Source organism: Caulobacter sp. FV1ye6ST, from assembly GCF_058681225.1.
Genome location: NZ_CM178733.1, coordinates 345,872 through 368,570 on the forward strand (window position 1 = coordinate 345,872; position 22,699 = coordinate 368,570).

20 protein-coding genes are annotated in these 22,699 nt (G+C 65.9%); 14 read left to right on the forward strand and 6 right to left on the reverse strand.

What is annotated here, in order from left to right; all coding sequences use genetic code 11:
• Position 1: 1 nt before the first annotated feature.
• From ACW175_RS01815 to ACW175_RS01875, 13 genes are all read left to right on the forward strand, one after another.
• Positions 2-997: an amidohydrolase family protein gene (locus tag ACW175_RS01815; protein WP_492102969.1), complete on the forward strand. Its 996-nt coding sequence runs from the start codon at positions 2-4 to the stop codon at positions 995-997.
• Complete coding sequence (locus tag ACW175_RS01820) at positions 994-1,971, forward strand: fumarylacetoacetate hydrolase family protein (RefSeq protein WP_492102970.1); 978 nt, start codon at positions 994-996, stop codon at positions 1,969-1,971. The genes ACW175_RS01815 and ACW175_RS01820 overlap by 4 nt, the downstream gene beginning before the upstream one ends.
• A 30-nt stretch (positions 1,972-2,001) precedes the next feature.
• Positions 2,002-3,027, forward strand: coding sequence for a DODA-type extradiol aromatic ring-opening family dioxygenase (locus tag ACW175_RS01825; protein ID WP_492102971.1), 1,026 nt, complete (start codon positions 2,002-2,004; stop codon positions 3,025-3,027).
• 152 nt (positions 3,028-3,179) lie between these two features.
• On the forward strand, positions 3,180-4,457 hold the full coding sequence (locus ACW175_RS01830) for an aspartate aminotransferase family protein (protein WP_492102972.1): 1,278 nt from the start codon (positions 3,180-3,182) through the stop codon (positions 4,455-4,457).
• Between the two features lie 66 nt (positions 4,458-4,523).
• Entirely contained in the window at positions 4,524-5,504 is a 981-nt protein-coding gene (locus ACW175_RS01835) for a phosphotransferase enzyme family protein (protein WP_492102973.1), read from the forward strand.
• Entirely contained in the window at positions 5,501-6,040 is a 540-nt protein-coding gene (gene def, locus ACW175_RS01840; RefSeq protein ID WP_492102974.1) for a peptide deformylase, read from the forward strand. The genes ACW175_RS01835 and def overlap by 4 nt, the downstream gene beginning before the upstream one ends.
• A gap of 130 nt (positions 6,041-6,170) precedes the next feature.
• Positions 6,171-7,634, forward strand: a complete 1,464-nt coding sequence (locus tag ACW175_RS01845; RefSeq protein WP_492102975.1) for an aldehyde dehydrogenase family protein — start codon at positions 6,171-6,173, stop codon at positions 7,632-7,634.
• 32 nt (positions 7,635-7,666) lie between these two features.
• The gene (locus ACW175_RS01850; protein WP_492102976.1) at positions 7,667-8,332 is read left to right on the forward strand and encodes a DJ-1/PfpI family protein; all 666 of its coding nucleotides are present in this window, start codon (positions 7,667-7,669) and stop codon (positions 8,330-8,332) included.
• Positions 8,333-8,524: 192 nt separating this feature from the next.
• Positions 8,525-9,892 carry a spinster family MFS transporter gene (locus ACW175_RS01855; RefSeq protein WP_492102977.1) on the forward strand — a complete coding sequence of 456 codons (1,368 nt, stop codon included), beginning with the start codon at positions 8,525-8,527 and terminating at the stop codon, positions 9,890-9,892.
• Positions 9,889-10,383 carry a YybH family protein gene (locus ACW175_RS01860; protein ID WP_492102978.1) on the forward strand — a complete coding sequence of 165 codons (495 nt, stop codon included), beginning with the start codon at positions 9,889-9,891 and terminating at the stop codon, positions 10,381-10,383. Before ACW175_RS01855 ends, ACW175_RS01860 begins: the two co-directional genes overlap by 4 nt.
• Positions 10,384-10,455: 72 nt before the next feature.
• The gene (locus tag ACW175_RS01865) at positions 10,456-11,235 is read left to right on the forward strand and encodes a DJ-1/PfpI family protein (RefSeq protein ID WP_492102979.1); all 780 of its coding nucleotides are present in this window, start codon (positions 10,456-10,458) and stop codon (positions 11,233-11,235) included.
• 124 nt (positions 11,236-11,359) lie between these two features.
• Positions 11,360-11,677, forward strand: a complete 318-nt coding sequence (locus tag ACW175_RS01870; RefSeq protein ID WP_492102980.1) for a 2Fe-2S iron-sulfur cluster-binding protein — start codon at positions 11,360-11,362, stop codon at positions 11,675-11,677.
• A gap of 2 nt (positions 11,678-11,679) precedes the next feature.
• Entirely contained in the window at positions 11,680-12,909 is a 1,230-nt protein-coding gene (locus ACW175_RS01875) for an NAD(P)/FAD-dependent oxidoreductase (protein WP_492102981.1), read from the forward strand.
• Between the two features lie 70 nt (positions 12,910-12,979).
• Here the strand turns inward: ACW175_RS01875 and ACW175_RS01880 are convergent, their stop codons facing one another.
• From ACW175_RS01880 to ACW175_RS01890, 3 genes are all read right to left on the reverse strand, one after another.
• Positions 12,980-13,651, reverse strand: a complete 672-nt coding sequence (locus tag ACW175_RS01880) for a copper resistance protein B (protein WP_492102982.1) — start codon at positions 13,649-13,651, stop codon at positions 12,980-12,982.
• Between the two features lie 308 nt (positions 13,652-13,959).
• The gene (locus tag ACW175_RS01885; protein ID WP_492104876.1) at positions 13,960-15,720 is read right to left on the reverse strand and encodes a copper resistance system multicopper oxidase; all 1,761 of its coding nucleotides are present in this window, start codon (positions 15,718-15,720) and stop codon (positions 13,960-13,962) included.
• Positions 15,721-15,815: 95 nt separating this feature from the next.
• Positions 15,816-16,142, reverse strand: coding sequence for a hypothetical protein (locus tag ACW175_RS01890; protein ID WP_492102983.1), 327 nt, complete (start codon positions 16,140-16,142; stop codon positions 15,816-15,818).
• Positions 16,143-16,432: 290 nt separating this feature from the next.
• Between ACW175_RS01890 and ACW175_RS01895 the strand changes: the two genes are divergently transcribed.
• Entirely contained in the window at positions 16,433-18,838 is a 2,406-nt protein-coding gene (locus tag ACW175_RS01895; RefSeq protein ID WP_492102984.1) for a TonB-dependent receptor, read from the forward strand.
• A 97-nt stretch (positions 18,839-18,935) separates the two neighbouring features.
• On the opposite strand, the gene ACW175_RS01900 is transcribed toward ACW175_RS01895, so the two are convergent.
• The 3 genes from ACW175_RS01900 to hmgA all read right to left on the reverse strand — a co-directional run bounded on the left by ACW175_RS01900 (position 18,936) and on the right by hmgA (position 22,678).
• Positions 18,936-19,940: a GlxA family transcriptional regulator gene (locus tag ACW175_RS01900; protein ID WP_492102985.1), complete on the reverse strand. Its 1,005-nt coding sequence runs from the start codon at positions 19,938-19,940 to the stop codon at positions 18,936-18,938.
• Between the two features lie 159 nt (positions 19,941-20,099).
• Positions 20,100-21,398 carry a fumarylacetoacetase gene (gene fahA / locus ACW175_RS01905; protein WP_492102986.1) on the reverse strand — a complete coding sequence of 433 codons (1,299 nt, stop codon included), beginning with the start codon at positions 21,396-21,398 and terminating at the stop codon, positions 20,100-20,102.
• Complete coding sequence (gene hmgA, locus ACW175_RS01910) at positions 21,395-22,678, reverse strand: homogentisate 1,2-dioxygenase (protein ID WP_492104877.1); 1,284 nt, start codon at positions 22,676-22,678, stop codon at positions 21,395-21,397. Before hmgA ends, fahA begins: the two co-directional genes overlap by 4 nt.
• Positions 22,679-22,699: the final 21 nt, after the last annotated feature.

The following is a 22,699-nucleotide window of genomic DNA, read 5'->3' on the forward strand; positions in this document are numbered from 1 at the left end:
CATGTCCTCTGTCCCGGTGATCGACGTCCATACCCACATGCTGAGCCAGCCGTGGGTGGATGAACTCCGCCAGCACGGCGGGCCCAAATATGAGGTCAAGCCCACCAAGGCCGGCCAGGAGACGGTGTACCTTCGCGGCAATCCATTCGTGACGCTGACGCCGGGAATGTTCGACTACGACCTGCGCATCGCCAACATGGACAAGGCCGGCGTCGACGTGGCGATCGTCTCGCTGACCTGCCCCAGTGTCTTCTGGGGCGGGGAGGCGGTCAGCAGCGCCAACGCCGCGGCGATGAACGACCTGATGGCCTACCAGCAGGGCCGCTACCCCGACCGCCTGCGCTTCTTCGCCGCGCTGCCCTGGCAATATGCCGACCGCGCGGTGACCGAGCTGCGCCGCGCCGTGAAGGCGGGCGCCGTGGGTGTCTTCGTGTCGGCCAATATCGACGGCGAAAGCCTGACCGCCCCGCAGTTTGCGCCGGTCTGGGAAGCGATCGACCAGTTGGCCCTACCAGTTCTGGTGCACCCCACCGCCCCACAAGGCGCGGTCGACCTGCAGCTCGACGAGTACGGCCTGGTGCCGCCCATTGGCTTCATGATCGACACGACCTTGGCCATCTCGCGGATGATCCTCGACGGCTTCCTCGATCGCTATCCGAATCTTGGGATCATCGCCGCCCACGGCGGCGCGGCCCTGCCCTATCTCGCCGGACGCCTGGATCGCTGCCATGAGATGATCCCCGCCTGCGCCGAAAAGATCAGCGACAAGCCGTCCAGCTATCTCAAGCGGATCTACTACGACGCGGTCGTCTATGAGCCGGGCGCGCTCAACCTGTGCCTGGACGTGGCGGGCGGGCCCGAGCGGGTGATGTACGGCTCGGACTATCCGCACAACATCGGCGACATGCAAGGCTGCCTGGCGCGGGTCAACGCCCTGGATCCGGGCGTGTCCAAGCTTATCAAGAGCGGCACGGCCCAGAAGCTGTTCAAGCTATGAAACTGGTGACCTTCGTGACGGGCGGCCAGGCGCGAACCGGGGCGGTGACGCCCGACGGCAAGATCCTCGATCTGGCCGCCGCGGCCGCGGCGGCCCGCCGCGCGCCGCTGTTCGCCCGCATGCTGACGATCATCGAAAATGAGGTGGAGGCCCTCGACATCGCCGCGGGTCTCCTGGCTCAGAACCGCGGCGACCACCTGTTCAGCCTCGATGACGTGACCCTGCAGGCGCCGCTGCCTGTCCCCAACTCGATCCGCGATTTCGCCAACTTCGAATTGCACAGCCTGCAGGCGCTCGAGGCCAGCATGCGCACCCGCGCCGCCACCCAGCCCGACCCGCAAGCCGCCTACGCGCAATACAAGGCCAGCGGCGCCTATGACCTGCCGCCGATCTGGTACCAGCGGCCCTTCTACTTCAAGGGCAACCGGATGACCGCTTCGGGCCATGGGGCCACGATCCGCTGGCCGCGCTTCACCAACACCATGGACTACGAGGTCGAGTGCGCGGCCATCGTTGGTCGCCGCGGCGTCGACATCGCCGTGGACGACGCCCGCGAACACATCTTCGGCTACACCATCTACAACGACTTCAGCGCCCGCGACGAGCAGGTGCGCGATCAGCAGTTCCGGATGGGGCCTTCCAAGGGCAAGGACTTCGACACCGGCAACGCCTTCGGGCCCTGGATCGTAACCCGCGACGAACTCCCTGAACCGGCGAGCTTGCGCATGCAAAGCCGCATCAACGGCCAGGTGCAGGGGCAAGGCCGGCTGGGCGACATGCAGCACAGCTTCGAAGAGATCATCGCCTTCGTCAGTCGCGATGAGACCCTCTATCCCGGCGACGTGCTGGGTTCGGGCACCATGGGCAACGGCTGCGGCTTCGAGACCGGTCGCTATCTCGAACCCGGCGATGTGATCGACCTGGAGATCGAAGGCATCGGCACGCTGACCAACATCATCGGCGAAAAGCGGTGATCCGCGCGCGCCAAGCCAGGGAAGACTGCTGTGGCTGAGATCGTTCTGGGAATTGGTTGCGCCCACACCCCGCAACTGCACACGCTGGCCAAGGACTGGGATATTCGCGCCGCGCGCGATCGCCTCGATGGCGTGCCGATGTGGTGGAAGGGGCGAAAGGTCTCCTACGCCGAACTGGCTGCTTTGCGTACCCATGAGAACATCGCCGCCGAGCTCGACCTTCCCACCCGCCAAGCCGCTCTGGACGCCAGCTTCGCGGCGATCGAGCGCCTGCACGATGCCTATGTCGCCGCCGACCCGGATGTCGTGATCATCGTCGGCAACGACCAGCACGAAATCTTTTCGGACATCGTTCCAGCCTTCGCGGTGATCGCCGCCGAGGAAATCGGCAACCTGCCGCGCACCGACGAGCAGAAGGCGCGGCTGCCGGTCGGCATCGAGATCTCCGATCACGGTCACCTGCCCGAGGCGCAGACCGTCTATCCTGGCCATCGGACGCTCGGCCTGCATCTGGGCAGGAGCCTGACGCAGAGCGGGTTCGACGTTACGCTCTGCCACGAGAAGCCCACGGTGCGCGGCGACAAATCGCTGCTCCACGGCATGCCCCACGCCTATGGCTTCCTCTACAAGAACATCATGCGCGACCACGTCCGGCCGCACGTGCCCGTCGACGTCAACTGCTGGTACTACGACAATAGCCCGAGCGCGGCGCGCTGCTACGACTTCGGCGCGGCCCTGGCTGACGCCGTCGCCGCTTGGGACAGCGATGCGCGGGTGGCGATCCTGACCACCGGAGGCCTGACCCACTTCGTGGTCGATCCGCAATGGGATGCGCGCTTCCTGCAGGCGATGCTGACTGATGACGCGGAGACTTTGCGAAGCCTGCCGCAGAACGAACTGATGGCGGGCACCTCCGAGTGCAAGAGCTGGATCGCGACCTCCGCGGCAATGACCCGTGCGGGTCTGGCCATGGAGGTGGTCGACTACCAACGCCTCTATCGCACCGAGGGGGGCACCGGCTCGTCCTGCGGGTTTGTCGCCTGGCGCAAGCCATAACCTCGTCGGCCTCGCGGCCGAATTTCGCTGGTAAGTGGCGCATTCTGGTCGGCGAGTGCTCGTATGTGTCGAGCTTGCCGGGCGCGCCTTTGAAGGAGTTCCCAAGGGCGCGCAGTCGCTCGCGGGCACGGTTGTGAGTAGGGGCGGAATGGATGTCTGATTTCGATGAACTGATCCGGCGCCGGCAGCAGGTGCTCGGCAAGAACAGTCCGCTCTTCTACGAAAGGCCGCTGCACCTCGTGCGCGGGGAGGGCGTCTGGGTTCATGACGCCGACGGCCGCGTTTATCTCGACGCCTATAATAACGTGCCGTGTGTTGGCCACTGCCACCCGCACGTCGTGGAGGCCATAGCCCGCCAGGCCGCGACACTGAACGTTCACTCGCGCTATCTGGACGAGACGCTCGTGGCCTACGCCGAGCGGCTGACGGCCAAGTTCGAAGAGCCGCTGGATTCGGTGATGCTGACCTGCTCCGGCACGGAGGCCAACGAGCTGGCCTTCCGGCTGGCGCGGTTCGTCACAGGCGGCCAGGGCATCATCGTCAGCGACAACAGCTATCACGGCAATTCGACGATCTTCGCCGGGCTCGCTAAGTCGTTCCCAGGTGGCGAGCCGTTCCCCGCCTTTGCCCGGTTCGTGCGTGTGCCCGATCCGGTTCACGACCGTCAGGGCCGGACCGACGCGGAACTCGCGTTGGCCTACGCCCTGCAGGTGCAGGCGGCGGTGGATTCCCTTGCGGCCGACGGGATCAAGGTCGCCGCGCTGCTCTTGGACACGCTCTTTGCCAATGAAGGCCTGCCCGACCACGCGCCCGGCTACGTCGAGAAGGCGGTGGAGATCGTGCGCCAAGCCGGCGGCGTCTTCATCTGCGATGAGGTCCAGTCGGGCTTTGCGCGGACCGGCGACGGCATGTGGGGCTATCAGCGCACCGGCGTCATCCCCGACATCGTCACCCTGGGCAAGCCGATGGGCAACGGCTTCCCCGTCGCAGGCATGGTGACGCGCCGTGAATGGGTCGACGCGTTCGGCGCGGCCACGCGCTACTTCAACACCTTCGCCGCCAATCCCGTCGCCGCCGCCGCCGGCGCTGCGGTGCTGGACGTCATCGAGCGCGAGGATCTGCTTGGCAATGCCCGCCGCGTCGGCGATCACGTGCGCGCGGGCCTGCTGGGGCTAATGTCGAAACATCCCTTGATCGCCAATGTGCGCGGCAGGGGGCTGTCGTTCGGCGTCGAGTTCCTCAGGCCTGACGGCGAACCCGCCCGGGAGGAGACCACGCGGATCGTCAACCGCATGCGCGAGGACGGGGTGCTGATCAATCGTATCGGCCGTCACAGCAACATCCTGAAGATGCGGCCGCCGCTGGTCTTCTCCGCCGATCATGCCGACCATCTGGTGTCGGTCCTCGATAGCGCCTTGAGCGCCGCATAGGAGGCCATGTCCGTGTCTGGCTTCTATACGATGTCGAGCGAGGATCAGGCTGAACGCCTGACCGAGTTGGCGCGCGCGGCCCTTACCCAATGGGACGGTCGCTTCACCGACCTCAAGCTGTTCAAGAACCGCGAGAACGCCGTCTTCTCCGCAAGGCGCGAAGATGGCGCTCGAGTGGCCTTGCGAGTCCACCGCGCCGGCTATCACGACGACGCGGCGCTACGCTCAGAGCTCTTCTGGATGGCCGAACTGAGCCGTTCGGGGATCGCCGTGCCGCCTGTCATCCGCGCGGCGGACGGCAGCTTGTTCATCCACGCCGAGGCCCCAGGGGTTCCGGAAATCCGTCAGGTCGACATGCTCGGCTGGCTGTCAGGCGGTCCGGTCGGTGCGGATGGCCGCCTTTCCAAGGCCGATCAGTTTCGACGCGTCGGCGCCCTGGCTGCCCAGCTTCACGCCCACGGCGCGGCGCTGCCGCTGCCACAGGGTTTTTTCCGCCACCGTTGGGACGAAGAGGGCCTGCTCGGGTCCAACCCGCTCTGGGGGCGGTTTTGGGAACTTCCAGCCCTGTCGGCAAGCGAGCGGGCGCTGCTGCTTGAGGCGCGGGAATACGCCTGGGCGGATCTGGCGGCCTTCGGCAAGGACGGCGGCCGGTTTGGCATGATCCACGCCGACCTCATCCGTGACAACGTGATGGAGCACGACGGCCAACTGCAGGCGATCGATTTCGACGACTGCGGGTTCGGCTGGTATCTGTTCGAGCTGGCGACCATCCTCAACGCCGCCCGAAGCGAGGCTGAGTATCCCCTGCTGCGCGACAGCCTGCTGGCGGGTTATCGCACCGTCAGGCCGTTGCCCGAGGCTGACCTAGGACACCTGCCGCTGTTCCAATTCCTGCGCGCCACGACGTATCTGGGCTGGCTGCAGACGCGCTCGGAGACAGAGACGGCCCGCGAGAAGGCGCCTTTTCTGATCGAGCAATGCCGCCAGTGGGCCCTGGCCTATCTTGCGCGCAAAGACCGAAGCCAACGAAAAGGGGCGAGCCAATGATCCGCGAGATCCTGAAGCTTGGCGACATTCGCCTGCTGGACGTCGCCAAGCCCGTGAACGACATCCACGACCCGTCGGTCAAGGCGGCGATCGCAGATATGTACGACACCATGAACGCGCTGGGCGGGTTCGGCTTGGCCGCGCCGCAGATCGGGATCGACCTGAGGCTGCTGATCTTCGGCATCGCGCCCAACAAGTATCATCCCGACGAAAAGCCGGTGGCGCTGACCACGCTCATCAATCCGTGGCTGGAATTCCTAACCGAGGAGACGGACCAGAAGCCGGAATCATGCCTTTCGGTGCCGGGGATGCGCGGTCTCGTACCGCGCGTCACACATATCCGTTACGGCGGCACGCTCGAGGACGGGCAGAGCCTGGAGCGCGAGGCAAAGGGCTTTCATGCCCGGCTGTTTCAGCACGAATACGACCATCTCGATGGAATCCTCTACCCGCAACGCATCACCGACATAACGAAATTTGGGTTCACCGAGGCCTTGCTGCCCGGAAACCCATGGGCCCGACACGCCTCCGAGTAGCGCGCCGGACCTGACCACCGACTTTCGCAATCCGCGGGTTCGCGGAGGCGCTGGGGTCCGCACGGCGGGCGCCCAATGCCTTTGCTCGCCATTTGAAGACCTGCATCGGCAGGCTGAAAGAGAGCAAGACATGGAACCGACTCCGACCGCCACGCAGGACGCGCCGCTCACCATTCCCTCCCTGATGGTGGACGGCAAAGCGTTGGCGACGACGGAAACCTTCGCCGTCATCGATCCGGCGACGGGCGCGGCCTTCGCTCAGGCGCCGCAAGCTAGCCGCGAGGATCTCGATCGCGCGGTCGCGGCGGCAAGGCGCGCTTTCCCCGCCTGGGCAGCCACGCCGATCGAGGCGCGGGCCCACGCCATCGAAGCGATAGCCGACGCCCTGGAAGCCGAGCGCGAAGCACTTGGAGCGCTGCTTTCCAAGGAGCAGGGCAAGCCGCTGCGCACCAGCGCTGTTGGCGAAATCATGGGCGCGGCCCACTGGGCTCACGCCACCGCTGCGCTGCGGCCCGTGGTCGAGGTGGTCAAGGACGATGGTGCCGAGACGGTCGAGGTGCACCGCCGGCCGCTCGGTGTCGTGGCTTCGATCACCCCCTGGAACTATCCCGTCATGATCGCCGTCTGGCACATCATGCCCGCGCTGCTGACCGGCAATACGGTCGTGGTCAAGCCCTCGCCCTACACGCCCCTGGCCACCCTCCGCTTCATCGAGATCGCCAACGCACACCTGCCGCCCGGCGTCCTCAACTCGGTGTCGGGCGGCGCCGATCTCGGGCAAGCCATCTCCGAACACCCCGGGATCGACAAGATCGTCTTTACGGGCTCGACCCCGACCGGCCGGCGCATCATGGCCAGCGGCGCGGCCAATCTGAAGCGGTTGACGTTGGAACTGGGCGGGAACGACGCGGCGATCGTGCTGGCTGACGCCGATATCGAGGCGATCGCACCGAAGATCTTCTCCAAGTCATTCGGCAATGTCGGGCAGACCTGCGCCGCGCTCAAGCGCCTCTACGTGCACGAGGCGGTGCACGACGCCCTGGCCGACAAGCTGGCGACCCTCGCCAAGGAGGCCCGGATCGGGCCCGGCGACGATCCGGCCACGCAGTTTGGCCCCGTGCAAAACCGGGCGCAGTTCGACTACATTTCCGCCCTGGCCGAGGATGCTATCGCCAAGGGCGGGCGTTTCCTCAGCGGCGGCGCGCCCCTTGAACGCGAAGGCTACTTCTTCCCTCTGTCGGTCCTGGTCGACGTCGCCGAAGGGGTCCGTGCGGTCGACGAGGAGCAGTTTGGCCCCATCCTGCCGCTGATCCGCTTTTCCGATCCGGAGGATGCGCTCGCCCGCGCCAACGCCAGCGAAAACGGCCTCGGCGGATCGGTCTGGTCGACGGACCTGGATGCGGCGCGGCGCCTCGCTGAGCGGATGCAGGCGGGTACGGTGTGGGTCAACGACCACGCCACCATCTCCCCCGACGCCCCGTTCGGCGGCGCCAAGCAGTCGGGCATCGGCAGCGAGTTCGGGCTGCATGGCCTGGACGAGTACATGCAATTGCAGACCGTGCGGGTCCCCGGCAAGCCAGCGCAAGCGACATGACCGCGCCAACGTCACCCAAGTTAGAGATCGGCATGCTCGTGTTCGATCAGATGACGAACCTGGACTTCGCCGGTCCCAGCGACGCGCTCGCGCGCGTGAAGGACGCGCGGGTGAATGTCATCGGTAAGACACGAGGGTCGATCTCAACCGATTGGGGCTTGCGGATCATGGCCGACATGACGCTCGACGAGGCGCCGCAACTGGACATGATCTTCGTGCCAGGCGGAATCGGGACCACGCGCCTGATGGAAGACGTCGAAGTTCTCGATTTCCTGGTCCGGCAGGCCAAGGGCGCCCAATGGATCACCTCGGTCTGCACTGGGGCCCTGGTGCTGGGCGCTGCGGGCCTGCTGAATGGCTACAAGGCCGCGACCCACTGGGCGGCCATGGGGGAATTGCCGATCTTCGGCGCTGAACCCGTTCATCAGCGCGTCGTCGTCGATCGCAACCGCATCACCGGCGGCGGGGTCACGGCAGGCCTGGACTTTGCCTTGACGCTGATCGCCAAGCTGTGGGGAGATGACCAGGCCAAGCTCATCCAGCTAGGCCAGGAATATGATCCGGACCCGCCGTTCAGGGCTGGCTCGCCGGCGCTGGTCCCTGACGTCGCCGCGCGCTTCGCGGAGCTGACCCGCGAGGGCAAGGCCGAGCGTCGCGCCGCCGCGATGCGGGCGGCGACCCGGCTGGGCCTGGTCTAGGACGATGACGATCTCGCCGTCCGGAAAGCAGCAAGGCATCGGGTCCAGTGGCCGAAAAAGCCCCGTCAACGTCCTTTCCGGGCTGGCCGTCCGCAGGGCAAGATCAAGCACATGTCGAAGGGGGCTTCGCGGCAGCATGGATTCGCTTTTCTTGCCCGTCAGGGCTGACTTTGCGCATGGTCGAGGTGTCGCGTGACCGATCTTAATATGGCTCCGTCGTCCCGCGACCTGGACGTGGCTCTGGCCGACGGCGAGACGCCGGCGAGCCGTCGCTACGCCTATTATGTCCTCTTCATCCTAGTCCTGATCTTCATCCTCAACTGGATCGACCGGATGGTCGTGTCCATCCTCCTCGTGCCGATCCAGCAGGAACTGCAACTGTCCGACACCGCCATGGGCGTGCTGTCCGGTTTTGGCTTCTCGCTGCTCTACGCGCTCTCGACGGTGCTGATCGCGCGCTACTCGGACGTACACAACCGGCGCAACCTCTTGAGCGGCGCGGTGGTGATCTGGAGTCTGGCGACCTCGTTCTGCGGCACGGTCACCGGCTTTGGCCAGTTGCTGCTGGGCCGGGCGATTGTCGGCGTCGCCGAGGCTGGCGGCGGCGCTCCGACCTACTCCATCATCGCCGACTACTTCCCGCCACGCCGCCGAGCGCTGGCCATGGGCATCTATTCCAGTGGCATCTACATCGGCATCATGTTGAGCTTCCTGCTCGGCTCGTTCCTGGCCGCGCGGTTCGGATGGCGCGCGACGTTCTGGCTCCTGGGCCCCCCCGGACTCCTGCTGGCTCTGCTGGTGCGCTTCACCGTCAAGGAGCCCCTGCGCGGTCGCTTCGAACCCCAAACGCTGCGTAGCGATGTGTCGACGCGCACAGTGTTGAGCTTCCTCTGGAGCCAGCGGGCCTATCTGGCCGCCGCCGGGGGGCTGACGGTCGTCGCCGTGACGCAAGGCGCCTATGCCGCCTGGGTCCCAGCCTTTCTGATCAAGGTCCATGGCCTGACGCTGACCCAGGTCGGACTGCAGCTTGGCCTGGTGCTTGGGATTTCCGGCGCGATCGGCACCTTCGCCGGCGGGGCGCTATCGGACTGGCTGTCGGCGCGCAATCCGCGCGTCAGACTCTATTTCCCCGCGATCGTGACTTTCCTGACCACGCCGTTCTTCGCCCTATTCTGTCTGGCTGGTGATCTTCACGTCGGCCTGGCCATCTACGCGGTCGGTACGGTGATCTCGGCGATGCACTTTGGCCCCGCCTTTGGCCTGACCCAGAACCTGGCGCGTCCGGCCATGCGCGGCCTGGCGACCGCCTTGGTGATGGTGACGACAGCCTTGACCGGACAAGGGCTGGGTCCGTTGCTGACCGGCTTCCTGAGCGATCTGCTGCGGCCCGAGTTTGGCGCGCAGTCGCTGCGCTACGCCCTGGCGATCATGGCGGGGTTCGCCAGCCTCGGCGCTCTGCTGTTCCTCTATGGAGCCCGCTTCGTGGCGGGCGACATCGCGCGCGCGACCGGCGCTGACCTCTCCCAAACAGCGCGGCCGACGGCCGGAGGCATCGCATGAATGATCCGATCGATCGTCGAAGCTTCGCCGCTAGTGGCCTGGCGGGCGGCGCTCTGGTCGCGGCAGGCCGCGGCGCCCACGCGGCTGGAGCGGACCACGACGCGATCCTGGCGGCGATCGCCGACCGCCGAAGGGTGTTCGCCGACGCCTTATTCAATCGGGACCACGGCGCGCTGCCTGCTCTGTTCACCGGGGACACGCTCCTGCTGCCGTCGGGTGGTCCTTATGTGGAAGGGCGCGACGCCGTGGTGGCGTTCTGGACCGCAGCAATCAGCGATCCGGATAAGCAATCGCGCGGACAGTTCGACGCCATCGACTCGATCATTCTGGACGAACTGGTCATCGAAAGCGGACGGGCCGTGGTCACCCGCCTGGAGGCCAGGCGCGAGGTCGGCGTCAATCTCGGCAAGTACATCGTCGTCTGGAAGCGCGAAGACGGTTCCTGGAAGCGACACCGCGACATCTTCAACAGCGACACCCCCAGCCGCTGAGCTCGCCGGCTCAGCCATAACCCTTCGCCCGCCCGCAACCGGGCGCTCTGAAAATCCGACAGGAGGACATCCATGAGTGATCCTATCAATCGTCGCACCGCCCTGGGCCTTGCGGGCGGCGCTGCGCTACTCGCTGCGGGCGCGGCGGCCAAGGCGCAACCGGCGCCGGCCGAAGATCCCAAGCCGGGCGCGCCGGTCAAGAAGACCCAAGTGACGATGCTGCTCTACCCCGGCACCACGGTTCTGGACTGGATCGGCCCCTACGAGGCTCTGCATCGCGTCGAAGGCATCGAGGTCGTTCTGGCGGGCAAGACGACCGATCTGATGAAGAGCGACAGCGGCATCGTCGACTACAAGGCCAATGTCAGGATCGACCAGATCGAACGCACCGACGTCCTACTTGTCCCGGGCGGCGCCCAGGGCCTGATGGCTGCGGCCAACGATCCAGTGATCGCTGACTGGGTGAAAAAGATCGACGCCACCTCGACCTACACTGTCGGGATCTGCACAGGCTCGCTCCTCCTGGCCCAGATCGGCCTTCTCAAGGGCCGGCGCGCCACCACCTATTGGAAATTCCCGACCATGATCGAGGGGGCTGGCGGCACGTTTGTGCAGGAGCGCTGGGTGCGGGACGGCAAGTATTGGACCTCCGCCGGCGTGTCGGCGGGCATCGATCTGACGCTGGCTCTCATCGCCGATCTCTACGGACCTCAGCAAGCCATGATGGCGCAATTGGCCATCGAGTACGATCCGCACCCGCCGTTCAACGCCGGTTCGGTCAAGACCGCGCCAAAGGCGGTGATCGACGCTCTGGGCGGGGTCATGCCGCCACACACCCACACGCACGGGTAGCCCCATGGGCCAGGCTACGCCTGGCCCAGCCAACTCTCCCTCACAACCCACGGCCAGGGTTCTCGCTCCATCGACGGCGGCGATCCCTGGCTGTTGCCCGCAAGAGATCTTCGGAGACCCTACCGTGCCAAAACTGATCGTCGTCACTCGGCAGGGCGAGGAAATCGAACTCGAAGCCCAAATGGGGCGATCGGTCATGGAACTGATCCGAGACGGAGGCGTGGACGAGCTTCTGGCGCTTTGCGGCGGCTGCTGCAGTTGCGCGACCTGCCACGTCTATGTGGATCCCGACTTAGCCGCGACGCTGCCGCCGATGGGCGAGGACGAAGATGACCTCCTCGAGAGCTCGAGCCATCGCCAGCCGCACTCTCGTCTGTCGTGTCAGCTGCGCTTCGACGATGCGCTGGACGGCCTTCGCGTGCGGATCGCCGAGGAAGACTAGGCATGATCGATACCGATGTCCTGATCGTCGGCGCGGGGCACGCTGGCGCGGCCTGCGCGATCGCTTTGCGGCAGGCAAAATATGAGGGCCGTATTCTCGTGATAGGGGCCGAGCCGGACCTGCCCTATGAGCGCCCGCCCCTGTCGAAAGACTATTTCGCCGGCGACAAGACATTCGAGCGCCTGCTGATACGTCCGGAAAGCTTCTGGGCCGAACGCGAGGTCGTCTTCAAGCTCGGAGTGGCCGTCGATAGGGTCGACCCCGTTCGTTACAGCGTCACAACGAGCGCTGGCGAGACAATCACATACCGCCACCTCGTCTGGGCTACGGGCGGGCAACCGCGACGGCTGAGCTGCGCCGGCGGGGCGCTCGCCGGCGTAAACACCGTGCGCACTCGTGGAGACGCCGACCAGATCGTCGGCCAGGCGGCCAAGGCTACGCAGGTGGTGGTAATCGGCGCCGGCTATATTGGCCTTGAGGCCGCCGCGGTATTGGCGAAAGCCGGCAAGCAGGTGGTGTTGCTGGAAGCTCTGGACCGCGTGCTGGCGCGGGCGGCGGGAGAGCCGCTGTCGCGGTTCCTCGAGGCTGAACATCGCGCCCATGGCGTCGATGTGCGTCTGGGCGCCGCGGTCGAGGCGATCCTGGGCGAGGAGAGCGTCACAGGCGTACGCCTGGCTGACGGCCAGGTGCTCGAGGCTCAGCTGGTCATCGTCGGTATCGGCATCATCCCAGCCGTCGCGCCGTTGCTGGCCGCCGGCGCCGAAGGCGGCGACGGGGTCGAGGTCGATAGCTTTTGCCAGACCTCCCTGCCCGACATCTATGCGATCGGCGACTGCGCGCGTCACGCCAACGGCTATGCCCGCGGCGCACGGGTGCGGCTGGAGTCTGTCCAGAACGCCAATGACCAAGCCAGCGTCGCAGCCAAGGCCATCCTTGGCCAGCCGGCCGCCTACGACGTCACGCCCTGGTTCTGGTCCAACCAGTACGACATCAAGCTCCAAACGGTCGGCTTGAGCCTTGGTTATGATGAGATCGTCTTGCGTGGTGTTCCGGCCGATCGCAGCTTCACGCTCGTCTATCTGAAGGCTGGACAGGTCATCGCCCTGGACTGCGTCAATAGCGTCAAGGACTACGTGCAGGGGCGCAAGCTGGTGGCGCAAGGCGCCCAGCCGGACCGGCGACGCCTGTCAGATCGGACCATCGCCCTGAAGTCCCTCGAGCCCGAAGCCTAGCATCCGCCGCTAGGCCAAGGCCACTCGGCCGCCGGGCGAGGCTTTGCAGCCGAGCCCGGCGGCCGCTTTTTTAGAACCAGGCGCGCACGCCCGCGACCAGGCTCCAACCGCCAGCCTTCTCACCGGCCGCACGCGCCAGATCGGCAGTGTCGCCAAAAGCGCGGTGGTAGTCGACGCCAACATAGGGCGCCAATTCCGGCTTGAGCGCGTAGCGCAGACGCAGCCCCGTCTCGAAGCTCGAGAGCCCGGCGCCCACGCCAATTGACCGCGTCGTCTGCGCCGAAAGGTTAGCTTCGAGACGCGGCTGCAGGATTAGCCGGTTGGTTAGGCGCGCGTCGTATTCAGCCTCGAACCTGGCTGACACCGCCCCCCGATCGGAGACGAAGGCGGCTGCATCGACCTCGAACCAGTAGGGCGCCAGCCCTTGGACGCCCAGCGTCAAATGGCTACGGTCCTGGCCCCGGCGGATGTCGTGGCGCACGCCCGCCTGCAACTCAAACCACGGGTCTAGAACATGGCTCCAGAGCGCTTGAACCTCGACGGTCTCCGGCGTTCTGCCACGCTCACCCTCGGCGGTGGTCTTGAGCAGGAGACGATCATAGTCGCCGCCGAACCACGCCTGGCCGTCCCAACCGTAGCCGTCCCGGCCATCTTGCGCGCGGGTTTCTAGGCGATCGATCAGGATGCGGCGGCCGCGAAAGTCGCCATGCTCGTTGAAGACCGCGCGCCGCGACGCAGCCATCGCCTGGGCTCCCCAGACAGCGTCGGCGGCGAACGCTGGTCCGCTCGCAGCTTCTGACGGCGGTCCGTTGCGTGGCGGCGCGCCCATTGATGGCGTGCAGTGGCCCATGGCGGCGTGGGCGGGGGGGCAGGCGGGATCCTCGCTAGCAGATGCGGGCGCTGACGGTGACGCGGGGACGCAATGACCCATGGCGGCATGGGCGGGCGGGCAGGCCGAGACAGCCGGCGCGGTCTGGCCAGCGGCCTCGGGCACGGGGGCCGTGTGGGGGGAGGCGGTCGCGGCGGCGATCGCAAACAGGACTGCGGGGATCATGACGCGACCCCTTCGTCCAGCGGCCGCACCTTGACGACATTCATCATCCCCGCGTGCATGTGATAGAGCAGATGGCAGTGGAACGCCCAGTCCCCAGGCGCGTCAGCCGTGAGGTCGAAGCTAGCCTTGCCGCCGGGCATGACGTTGACGGTGTGCTTGATCGGGTGACCGTGGGCCTGGCCGGTCACTAGCTCGAAGAAGTGCCCGTGGATGTGGATCGGGTGGTTCATCATCGAGTCGTTGATCAAGGTCACCCTGACCCGCTCGTTACGCGCCAGCCGGATCGGCTCGGCGCCCTCATTGAGCTTTCGCCCATCGAACGACCACATGAAACGCTCCATGTTGCCGGTCAGGTGGATGTCGATCGTGCGCGTCGGCGCGCGCCGATCTGGGAAGGGCCTTAGCGGCGCGAGATCGTGATAGGTCAACACGCGGTGAGACTCGGTCTCCAGGCCCAGTGGACGGTCGCCGGTTCGATCGACGGGCATGGGCGCGATCATGTCGACGCCCGCGCCGACCTTGACGGTGGGCGGCGCCAGCGACTTGTCGCGCATGCTGTGGTGCATGGCGCCGGCCGGTTGACCCGGCGTGCAATGGCCCATGGCCGCGTGTTCGGGCGGGCAGGCTTCGTTTGCGCTCTGCGCGCCAGCCATAGCGCCCATCCCCATGTCGCGCATCGACAAGATCGGCCGAGCACGCAGAGCCGGCACGGCGGCGGCCATGCCAAGCCGCGGCGCGAGCGTGGCTCGTCCCATGCCTGAGCGATCGATCGCTTCGGCGACCAGCGTGTAGGCTGCATCGGCCTGCGGGGTGACGATGACGTCATAGGTCTCGGCGACCGAGATCTGGAACTCGTCGGTCTCCACAGGCTGGACCGGGTTGCCGTCGGCCTGGATCACAGTCATCGGCAGTCCGGGTATGCGGACGTTAAAGATCGTCATCGCAGAGGCGTTGATGAAGCGCAGGCGCACGCGCTCGCCGGGCCGGAAGAGGCCGGTCCAGTTCTCCGTCGGGCCATGGCCGTTGATCAGGAAGCTATAGGTCGAGCCATTGACGTCGGCGATATCAGTGGGGTCCATTCGCATGGCCGAGAACTGCGCGCGATCGGCGCGGCTCATGCTTCGGCTGAAAGCGGTGAGGCGGCGGCGGTTGAAGTATCCGCCCTCCTGCTTGACCTTCGCGATGACCTGGTGGGGATGCAGGAAGGTCCAATCGGAGAGCACGATGACATGCTCTCGATCGTAGGCGACAGGCTCCGCCTCGGCCGGATCGATGACCAGCGGGCCATAGTGTCCCATCTGCTCCTGCAAGCCCGAATGAGAGTGGTACCAATAGGTGCCCGCCTGGCGGATGGGGAACCTGTAGGTGAATGTCTCGCCCGGTTTGATGCCGGGAAAACTGATCCCGGGCACGCCGTCCATATGGAACGGCACGATTAGGCCGTGCCAGTGGATGGAGGTGTCCTCGGCCAGGCGGTTCTCGACATGCAAGCGCACGTCCTGGCCTTCCCGGAGCCGGATCAGCGGTCCAGGCAGGACGCCATTGATCATCACCGCATGGCCCGTGCGACCCCCGACCGAGAAGCGCTCGTGGGCGATCCGCAGCCGAATGTCCTCGCCGCTCAGCGCCGGGCGCTCGGGTTGCAGGCCTGGCGACCCGCTCTGGGCCCAGGCGGGAAAGGCTCTGTCGAGCCCAAGGCCGACAAGGCCTAGGGCGCCGGCGCGCAGCATGCTGCGGCGCCTCATCATCGAGTTCATCGCGATATCCTGTTGTACTTGAGAAGGCTCTGCCCTGACGTGGCCCGTGGGGGCGGGCAGGACTGCAGTCTGGAGCGGCCAATTGGCCGCCCGGCTCAAGACAGGCGCGGAGGCGGGGTGTCGCCTTCGACCAGGACGCCTTCAGGCAGGGGCACAACGGTGATCAGGGGGGCGATGCGGTAGGATCCCGCCACCAGCACGAGCGAGATCGGCTGCGCCTGGAGCGCAACGCAGACCCCATTGCAGCCATTCGTCTTGGCCGGCGCGTGTTGGCCAGCCGTGTCGCCATGGGCGCAGTGGTTGCTTGATGACAAGGCCATCTGGACCGCGTCCGCCGACGCGGCGCAACCCGGCGCGGTCAGGGCCGGCGCCAGCAGCACGCTCCAAACGAGCAGAGCGATGAAAAGACACCGAGACGTCATTCAGCCACCGTGATCATCGCGCGCGAGCCGTGCAAGGCTGACCGACGTCTTGTCTCGCAGGGCGCAACCTGCGGCCAGGTTTGGCAGAAACTTGTCGGTATATGACCGCATCCGCCTGAAGCGCCGTTGTTAGGCTCAACCTACAAAACGCCGGTAGATGAGCTCGGAGGGCAATGTCCGTCTCGTCTGCTCGCGAAGACTTCTGCGGTGAAGGGAAGCGCCAAGAACGCCGCCTCCATTGGCAGGGTAAAGGGGAGTCCTAGCGGGACACCTATCTTAAGGGGAGAGATATGGTTTCAATTCTTCGGCACAACGCGCGCAGGTCTCTGCGGCAGCAAGCATTTTCGTGCGTCGCTCTAGGCGCGCTCGGCGCGGCGCTTTGCGCTGTCCCGGCGCTGGCGCAGGAGGCTGGGTCATCGTCGTCGGAAACGCTGATCGAAGAGGTCATCGTCACCGTCAATCGGCGGGCTGAGAACGTCAACAAGGTCCCGGCCAGTATCGTGGCGCTTGATCAGCAGGCGCTCGACAGGCAGGGCATCCGCAACTTCACCGACATCGTCGCCCAGACGCCTGGCCTGTCGCTCGTGCTGCCCAGCACCTTCCAGCCGGCCAACATCGCCATCCGCGGGGTGCGTTCGGTGGTCGGGGCGGCCACGACGGGCATCTATATCGACGACACGCCGATTCAGATCCGCAACATCAGTCCGCAGGATCCGGGCGACGCGCTGCCCTATATCTTCGATCTGGATCGTGTCGAGGTCCTGCGCGGTCCTCAGGGCACGCTGTTCGGCTCGGGGTCCGAAGGGGGCGCCGTGCGTTTCATCTCGCCCACGCCAAGCCTTCACTCCCCCAGCGCCTATAGCCGGGCTGAAGTCGCCTCGACCGATAGCGGCGGCGTCAGCTACGAAGGCGGCTTGGCCGCAAGCGTGCCGATCATCGAAGGCAAGCTGGCTGCGCGCTTCAGCGCCTCCTACCGCCATAGCGCCGGATTCGTCGATCGCATCAACGAGCGCACTGGCGCGGTGCTCGACCGCAACGTCAACAGCTCCAACGTCCACACGATGAAGTTGGCCGTTCAATTCGAACCCAACGAGACCTTGCGTATCGCGCCCTCGGTGAACTTCCAGGAAACGCGCAACCACGACGCGGGCCAGTACTATGTGCGTCTGTCGGATCGCGCAAACCAGCGCCTGGTCAGCGGTGCGACGCTGCGCCAGCCGTCGCAAGACCGCTTCTATCTGCCGACACTGAAGGTCGAGCAGGACTTTGGCGAGGTGACCGCCACATCGGTGACCTCGAACTTCTCCCGCCGCCAGTCCGGCATCCAGGACTTCAGCATCGTCGACGACGGCGTCATCCGCCTGTTCAACACCGGCCCTGCCGGCCCGATCAATCCGGCTCTGCCGGCGCTGCCCTTGCCAGCGGTGCTGCCGGCCGCCTTCGTCGCCGCCGGCGGCGCTTCGACGGGGATTCGCAATCGCCAGGACAACTTCACCCAGGAAGTGCGCCTGCAATCCAAGGATGGTTCGGCGCGCTTCACTTGGCTGATCGGCGCTTTCTACCAGCGCAACAAGCAGGTCAACAACATCCACGTCGACGACGCTTACTACGCGGCGGCCTTCGAAGGATTGCTGCACGCGCCCAACGTCAATGGGATTTCCAACTACACGTTGGACTACCATGTGCGTGACAAGCAGGTCGCAGGCTTCGCCAACGTTGACTACCGCCTAGGCGCGGTGAAGCTCTCGGCCGGCGGCCGCATCGCATCGACCCAGTTTTCGTTCGTGCAGAACCTGGATGGGCCCCTCAACGGCGGGCCGCACACCAATGTCGGCAAGCAGAAGGAAAACCCCTTTACCCCGAAGTTCAGCGCCGCCTGGGAGCCGAACGACGACACGCTGCTTTACGCCTCGGCGGCCAAAGGCTTCCGCGTCGGCGGGGCCAACACGCCGGTAGCGGCCTCGCCACCGTGCGCTGCGGGCCTCGCTGGGCTTGGCCTGACGAGCACGCCCTCCACCTACGCCTCTGACTCGGTGTGGAACTACGAAGCGGGCGGCAAGCTGCGACTTCTCGATCGGAAGGTGCAGGTCAACGCCAGCGCCTACCACATCGACTGGAGCAACATTCAAAGCTTCGTCAGTTTGAGCGGCTGTCCGACCGGCTTCGTGGCCAATCTCGGCGCGGCCAACAGCGACGGCTTTGATTTGGCGGTCACGGCTCGTCCTAGCCAAGGCCTGATGCTGTCGGTGTCTGGCGGCTACAACCGCTCGCGCTACCAGGAGACCGTGGTCAAGGGCGGGGTGGTGCTGGCCGAAAAGGACGCGATCGTCTCCGACGCACCGCCCTGGCAGATCACCACAACCATCGAGTATTCAAGGCCGCTGTCGCGCGGGGATGGCTATGTGCGCGCCATCGACCAGTACGCCTCACGCAACAACGGGCGCTACTCGAAGTTCGACAACCCGCTCGCCTCCGGCTTTGATCCGAACGGCCAACGCAACGAAAGCTTCCACTTGGCCAGCCTGCGCGCCGGTTGGCGCGACGACGCCTTCGATGTGTCGCTTTTCGTCGACAATCTCCTCAACACCCATCCGCAGCTGAACCATACCTATGGTGCGCTGCCGACCGACTCCACCTACTTCGCCAGTACGCTCCGTCCACGGACGGTCGGGCTGACTGTTACCGCGCGGCGGTAGTCGCGGGGGCTGCATGCGAGGCGAGGCTCCCTCCCTCGCCACGCATGCGCAAATTTCGAGGGGACGACGACGGCGCTATCTGGCGTTACATCCGGCCTTAGCTCGCCGTCGTCTCTTCCTCCGGGCCGCACTCGGCCTCAAGCCCTGGATCGCGCTGTAGAGCCCGACGAAGATTGCGCTCGTTGCCAAAACCATAGTCACGCGCGATGCGCTTGAGCGATGAGGCGCCGCGCTCGATGGCGCTCTGCGCCGCCTCCAGCCGCAGGTCAGCAATGGCGCGGGCGGGTGTGCGGCCGGTTTGGTCGCGGTAGCGCCGCGAAAAGGTGCGCACGCTCATGCCAGCGATTTCGGCCATGCGCTCGACCGTCAGATCCTGGGTTAGATTCTCGCGGATCCAGGCGTGCAGCCCGGTAAAGCTGTCGTCGGCAGCTTGCAGCGAGAAGGTCTTGCTCAACTGCGACTGCGACCCTGGCCGCCGCACATAAACGACCAGGTAGCGCGCGACCTCCATCGCCGCCTCGTAGCCGTAATCGTCTTCGATCAGCGCCAGAGCGAGGTCGATGCCGGCTGTGACGCCCGCGCAGGTCCAGATGTTGCCCTCGCGCACATAAATGCGATCCTCTTCGATCTGCGCCTTGGGCGCGCGCTTGCGCAGTAGATCCACCGCCGCCCAGTGCGTCGTGGCTCGGCACCCGTCCAGTTGGTGAGCCGCAGCCAGGAGGAAGGCGCCCGTACAGACAGAGCACAGCCGCCGCACCTTGGGCGCGGTTTGGGCGATCCACCCCACCATGTCTTCGGGCACTTTGGGCGACCTGGGGCTGCCGCCACCGGGTACGATCAGGGTGTCGACCGGGTCCAGTGCGTCGCACCGCGTGGTCTCGAACAGGACGCCGCTAGAGCTGCGGATATGGCCGCCCTTGAGCGATACGGTCGAGATCCGATAACGCGGCGGGCTTTCCTTGCCCGACTTCGCCGCCAGCCAGAAGGCTTCGAGGGGGCCTGCGACATCGAGTAAGTTGATATCGTCGAACAGCGCAAACGCGATATGGAGCGGCTTTGTTCTGGCCATGTTGGGCGACGCTAACAGCAGGAGATTCTTCACGCAACGCGAGGCTTCCCATGGCGGTCAAGGTGCGGCCAGACTGCCGCACTTGGCGGCAGCATCGGGCGGGCCGCGAGCTAGAGGCCAGCCATTTGGCAGCGCGGAACGCCGGCCAAGCGGACGGTGCTGGCCAGGGACTACGCTTGACACACTGGGTTCCTATGACGCCGGCGCGACCACGCCGCGGCAGGGGCCAAAGCCGATCGACACGAACCCATCAGCTTCAGCGCGCGCCGACATGAGGATCTCGTCGCCGTCCTCGAGGAAGGTGCGCTGGCCACTGGGGATTGCTATCGGCGTGGCGCCGTTGGCTGACAGTTCCATCAAGCTTCCATAGCCCGAGCACTCCGCCGACGAGATCGTGCCCGTGCCCAGAAGATCGCCCGGCGAGAGGTTGCAGCCGTTCGAAGCATGATGGGCGACGATCTGAGCCACGGTCCAATACATGTCCCGAGCCGAGCCTTGGCTGAGGCGGTGGGGCGCCTGGCCCTCGCGTCGCATTGCGGCGCTGGAGATGGCGACCTCCAAGCTGATCGCAAGCGCGCCATGCGCCTGATCGGTGTCGTCCCACAGATAGTCGAGCGGTCGCGGATCGCTGTGTGCACGGGCGGCCTGACTGACCAGGAACGGCGCCATAGCCTCGGTAGTCACCACCCATGGCGAGATGGTGGTCATGAAGTTCTTGGCCAGGAACGGGCCCAGCGGCTGATATTCCCAAGCCTGCAAATCGCGCGCCGACCAGTCGTTGAGCAAGCAGAAGCCGGCGATGTGCTGATGGGCTTGTTGGATTGGGATGGTTTCGCCCAGCACGTTGCCGGGCCCGATCCAGACGCCAAGCTCCAGCTCGTAGTCGAGCCTGACGCTCGGCGCATAGGCCGGCGCCTGCGCGTCGGGCGCCTTGCGCTGACCCCTTGGCCGACGAACCAAAGCACCCGATGTCCGGATAGACGAGGCGCGTCCGTGATAGCCGATGGGCACGTGCTTGTAGTTCGGCAGCAACGGATTGTCGGGGCGCAGCAGCCGGCCGATGTTCTGGGCGTGATGGATGCCGACATAAAAGTCGGTGTAGTCGCCGATCATTGCCGGTAGGTGCAACGTGCACGCCTGGGCGGGATAGAGCCAGTGCGCGAGCGTGGCCTTGGCGGCGGCATCCGACAGCAGCTCCGACAGCGCGCGGCGCAGAATGCGGCGTTCCTCACCCGGCCGGGCCAGCAAAGGGTTGAGACTCGAAGCCCTCAAGGCCGCGGCGTCGACCGCGTCGAAGCGCCTGAGCGCGGCCGCCGCACGCAAATCCAGGATGAAGTCCCCAATCGCCACGCCAAGCCGTGGTGCTCTCCCGGCCGGAGAAAACACTCCCAGTGGCAGGTTCTGGATCGGGAAGTCGGCGTGGCCGTTGGCGGTCTCGACCCAACTGGTCCGCGCCGGATCGTGGGTCTCGTCGATGAGAGGCTTGGTCACCGCAGCGGTGCTCCCTTTTCGAAATTCGACCAGACGTCGTCATAGTCGACCTGCATGGTGGGCGCGCTCAGCGCATAGGCGGTCGGCTGGATGACCCAGCGGCTCTCGAACATGAAGGCCATGGTGCCGTCGATCTTGTGGGGCTTGAGCGGGGCCTTGATCGCGGCCTCGTAGGTCGCCTGGTCGGGGCCGTGGCCGCTCATGCAATTGTGCAAGCTGGCCCCGCCAGGGGCGAGGCCGCCCGCCTTGGCGTCGTAGACACCGTGCACCAGACCCATGAACTCGCTCATCACGTTGCGATGGAACCAGGGCGGCCGGAAGGTGTCCTCGGCCACCATCCAGCGCGGCGGGAAGATGACGAAGTCGCAGTTGGCGGTGCCGACGGTCTCGCTGGGCGAGGTCAGGACCGTGAAGATCGAGGGGTCGGGATGGTCGAAGCTGACCGTATTGATCGTGTTGAAGCGCGCCAGATCGTAGCGGTACGGCGCCAGGGTCCCGTGCCAGGCGACGACGTCAAAAGGCGAGTGATCCAGCATCAAGGTCCAGAGCTGGCCCTGGAACTTCTGGATTAGCTCAACTGGCCCGTCGTGGTCCTCGTAGGCGGCCGTAGGCGCTTCGAAATCTCGCGGGTTTGCCAGACCGTTCGAACCGATCGGGCCCAGTTCGGGCAGGCGGAACATCGCCCCATAGTTCTCGCAGACATAGCCGCGCGCGCGCTTGTCCAGCAGATGGACTGAAAAGCGCAAACCCCGGGGGATGAGCGCGATCTGCCCAGGCGCGACATCCAGCACGCCAAGCTCGGTGAGGATACGCAAAGCGCCCTGCTCAGGTACGATCAGCAGTTCGCCATCGGCGTTGAAGAAGACTCGATCGCGCATCGAGCGGCTGCAGGCATAGAGATGGATGCCGATGCCCGACTGCGTCGCCACATCGCCGTTGCCGCCATAGGTGACCAAGCCGTCGACAAAATCGACCGGCGCCTCGGGATAGGGCAGCGGATCCCAGCGCAGGCGGTTGGGCGTCGGCGCGCTCTCGAACGGGCCCGAGCGCAGCAGGTCGCGCGGGGCGTAGGGTGAGAAAGGCCCATGGTTGGCGCTCGGCCGCAGGCGGTAGAGCCAGCTGCGCCGGTTTTCCGCCCGCGGCGCGGTGAACGCCGTCCCCGACACCTGCTCGGCGTAGAGTCCGAATGGCGCGGTCTGCGGGGAATTTTGTCCCACAGGCAGGGCGCCAGCCACCGCCTCGCTGGTGAAATGGCTACCAAAGCCAACAAGGTAGCGCATCGCATTGTCGCCCTGCGGCCA

Bases quoted from the DNA above. Each gene is read 5' to 3' on its own strand.
- ACW175_RS01815 (WP_492102969.1), top strand. From the start codon at position 2: ATGTCCTCTGTCCCGGTGATCGACGTCCATACCCACATGCTGAGCCAG.
- ACW175_RS01820 (WP_492102970.1), top strand. From the start codon at position 994: ATGAAACTGGTGACCTTCGTGACGGGCGGCCAGGCGCGAACCGGGGCG.
- ACW175_RS01830 (WP_492102972.1), top strand. From the start codon at position 3,180: ATGTCTGATTTCGATGAACTGATCCGGCGCCGGCAGCAGGTGCTCGGC.
- def (WP_492102974.1), top strand. From the start codon at position 5,501: ATGATCCGCGAGATCCTGAAGCTTGGCGACATTCGCCTGCTGGACGTC.
- ACW175_RS01845 (WP_492102975.1), top strand. From the start codon at position 6,171: ATGGAACCGACTCCGACCGCCACGCAGGACGCGCCGCTCACCATTCCC.
- ACW175_RS01850 (WP_492102976.1), top strand. From the start codon at position 7,667: ATGCTCGTGTTCGATCAGATGACGAACCTGGACTTCGCCGGTCCCAGC.
- ACW175_RS01860 (WP_492102978.1), top strand. From the start codon at position 9,889: ATGAATGATCCGATCGATCGTCGAAGCTTCGCCGCTAGTGGCCTGGCG.
- ACW175_RS01865 (WP_492102979.1), top strand. From the start codon at position 10,456: ATGAGTGATCCTATCAATCGTCGCACCGCCCTGGGCCTTGCGGGCGGC.
- ACW175_RS01875 (WP_492102981.1), top strand. From the start codon at position 11,680: ATGATCGATACCGATGTCCTGATCGTCGGCGCGGGGCACGCTGGCGCG.
- ACW175_RS01880 (WP_492102982.1), bottom strand. From the start codon at position 13,651: ATGGCTGCGTCGCGGCGCGCGGTCTTCAACGAGCATGGCGACTTTCGC.
- ACW175_RS01885 (WP_492104876.1), bottom strand. From the start codon at position 15,720: ATGAACTCGATGATGAGGCGCCGCAGCATGCTGCGCGCCGGCGCCCTA.
- ACW175_RS01890 (WP_492102983.1), bottom strand. From the start codon at position 16,142: ATGACGTCTCGGTGTCTTTTCATCGCTCTGCTCGTTTGGAGCGTGCTG.
- ACW175_RS01895 (WP_492102984.1), top strand. From the start codon at position 16,433: ATGGTTTCAATTCTTCGGCACAACGCGCGCAGGTCTCTGCGGCAGCAA.
- hmgA (WP_492104877.1), bottom strand. From the start codon at position 22,678: ATGCGCTACCTTGTTGGCTTTGGTAGCCATTTCACCAGCGAGGCGGTG.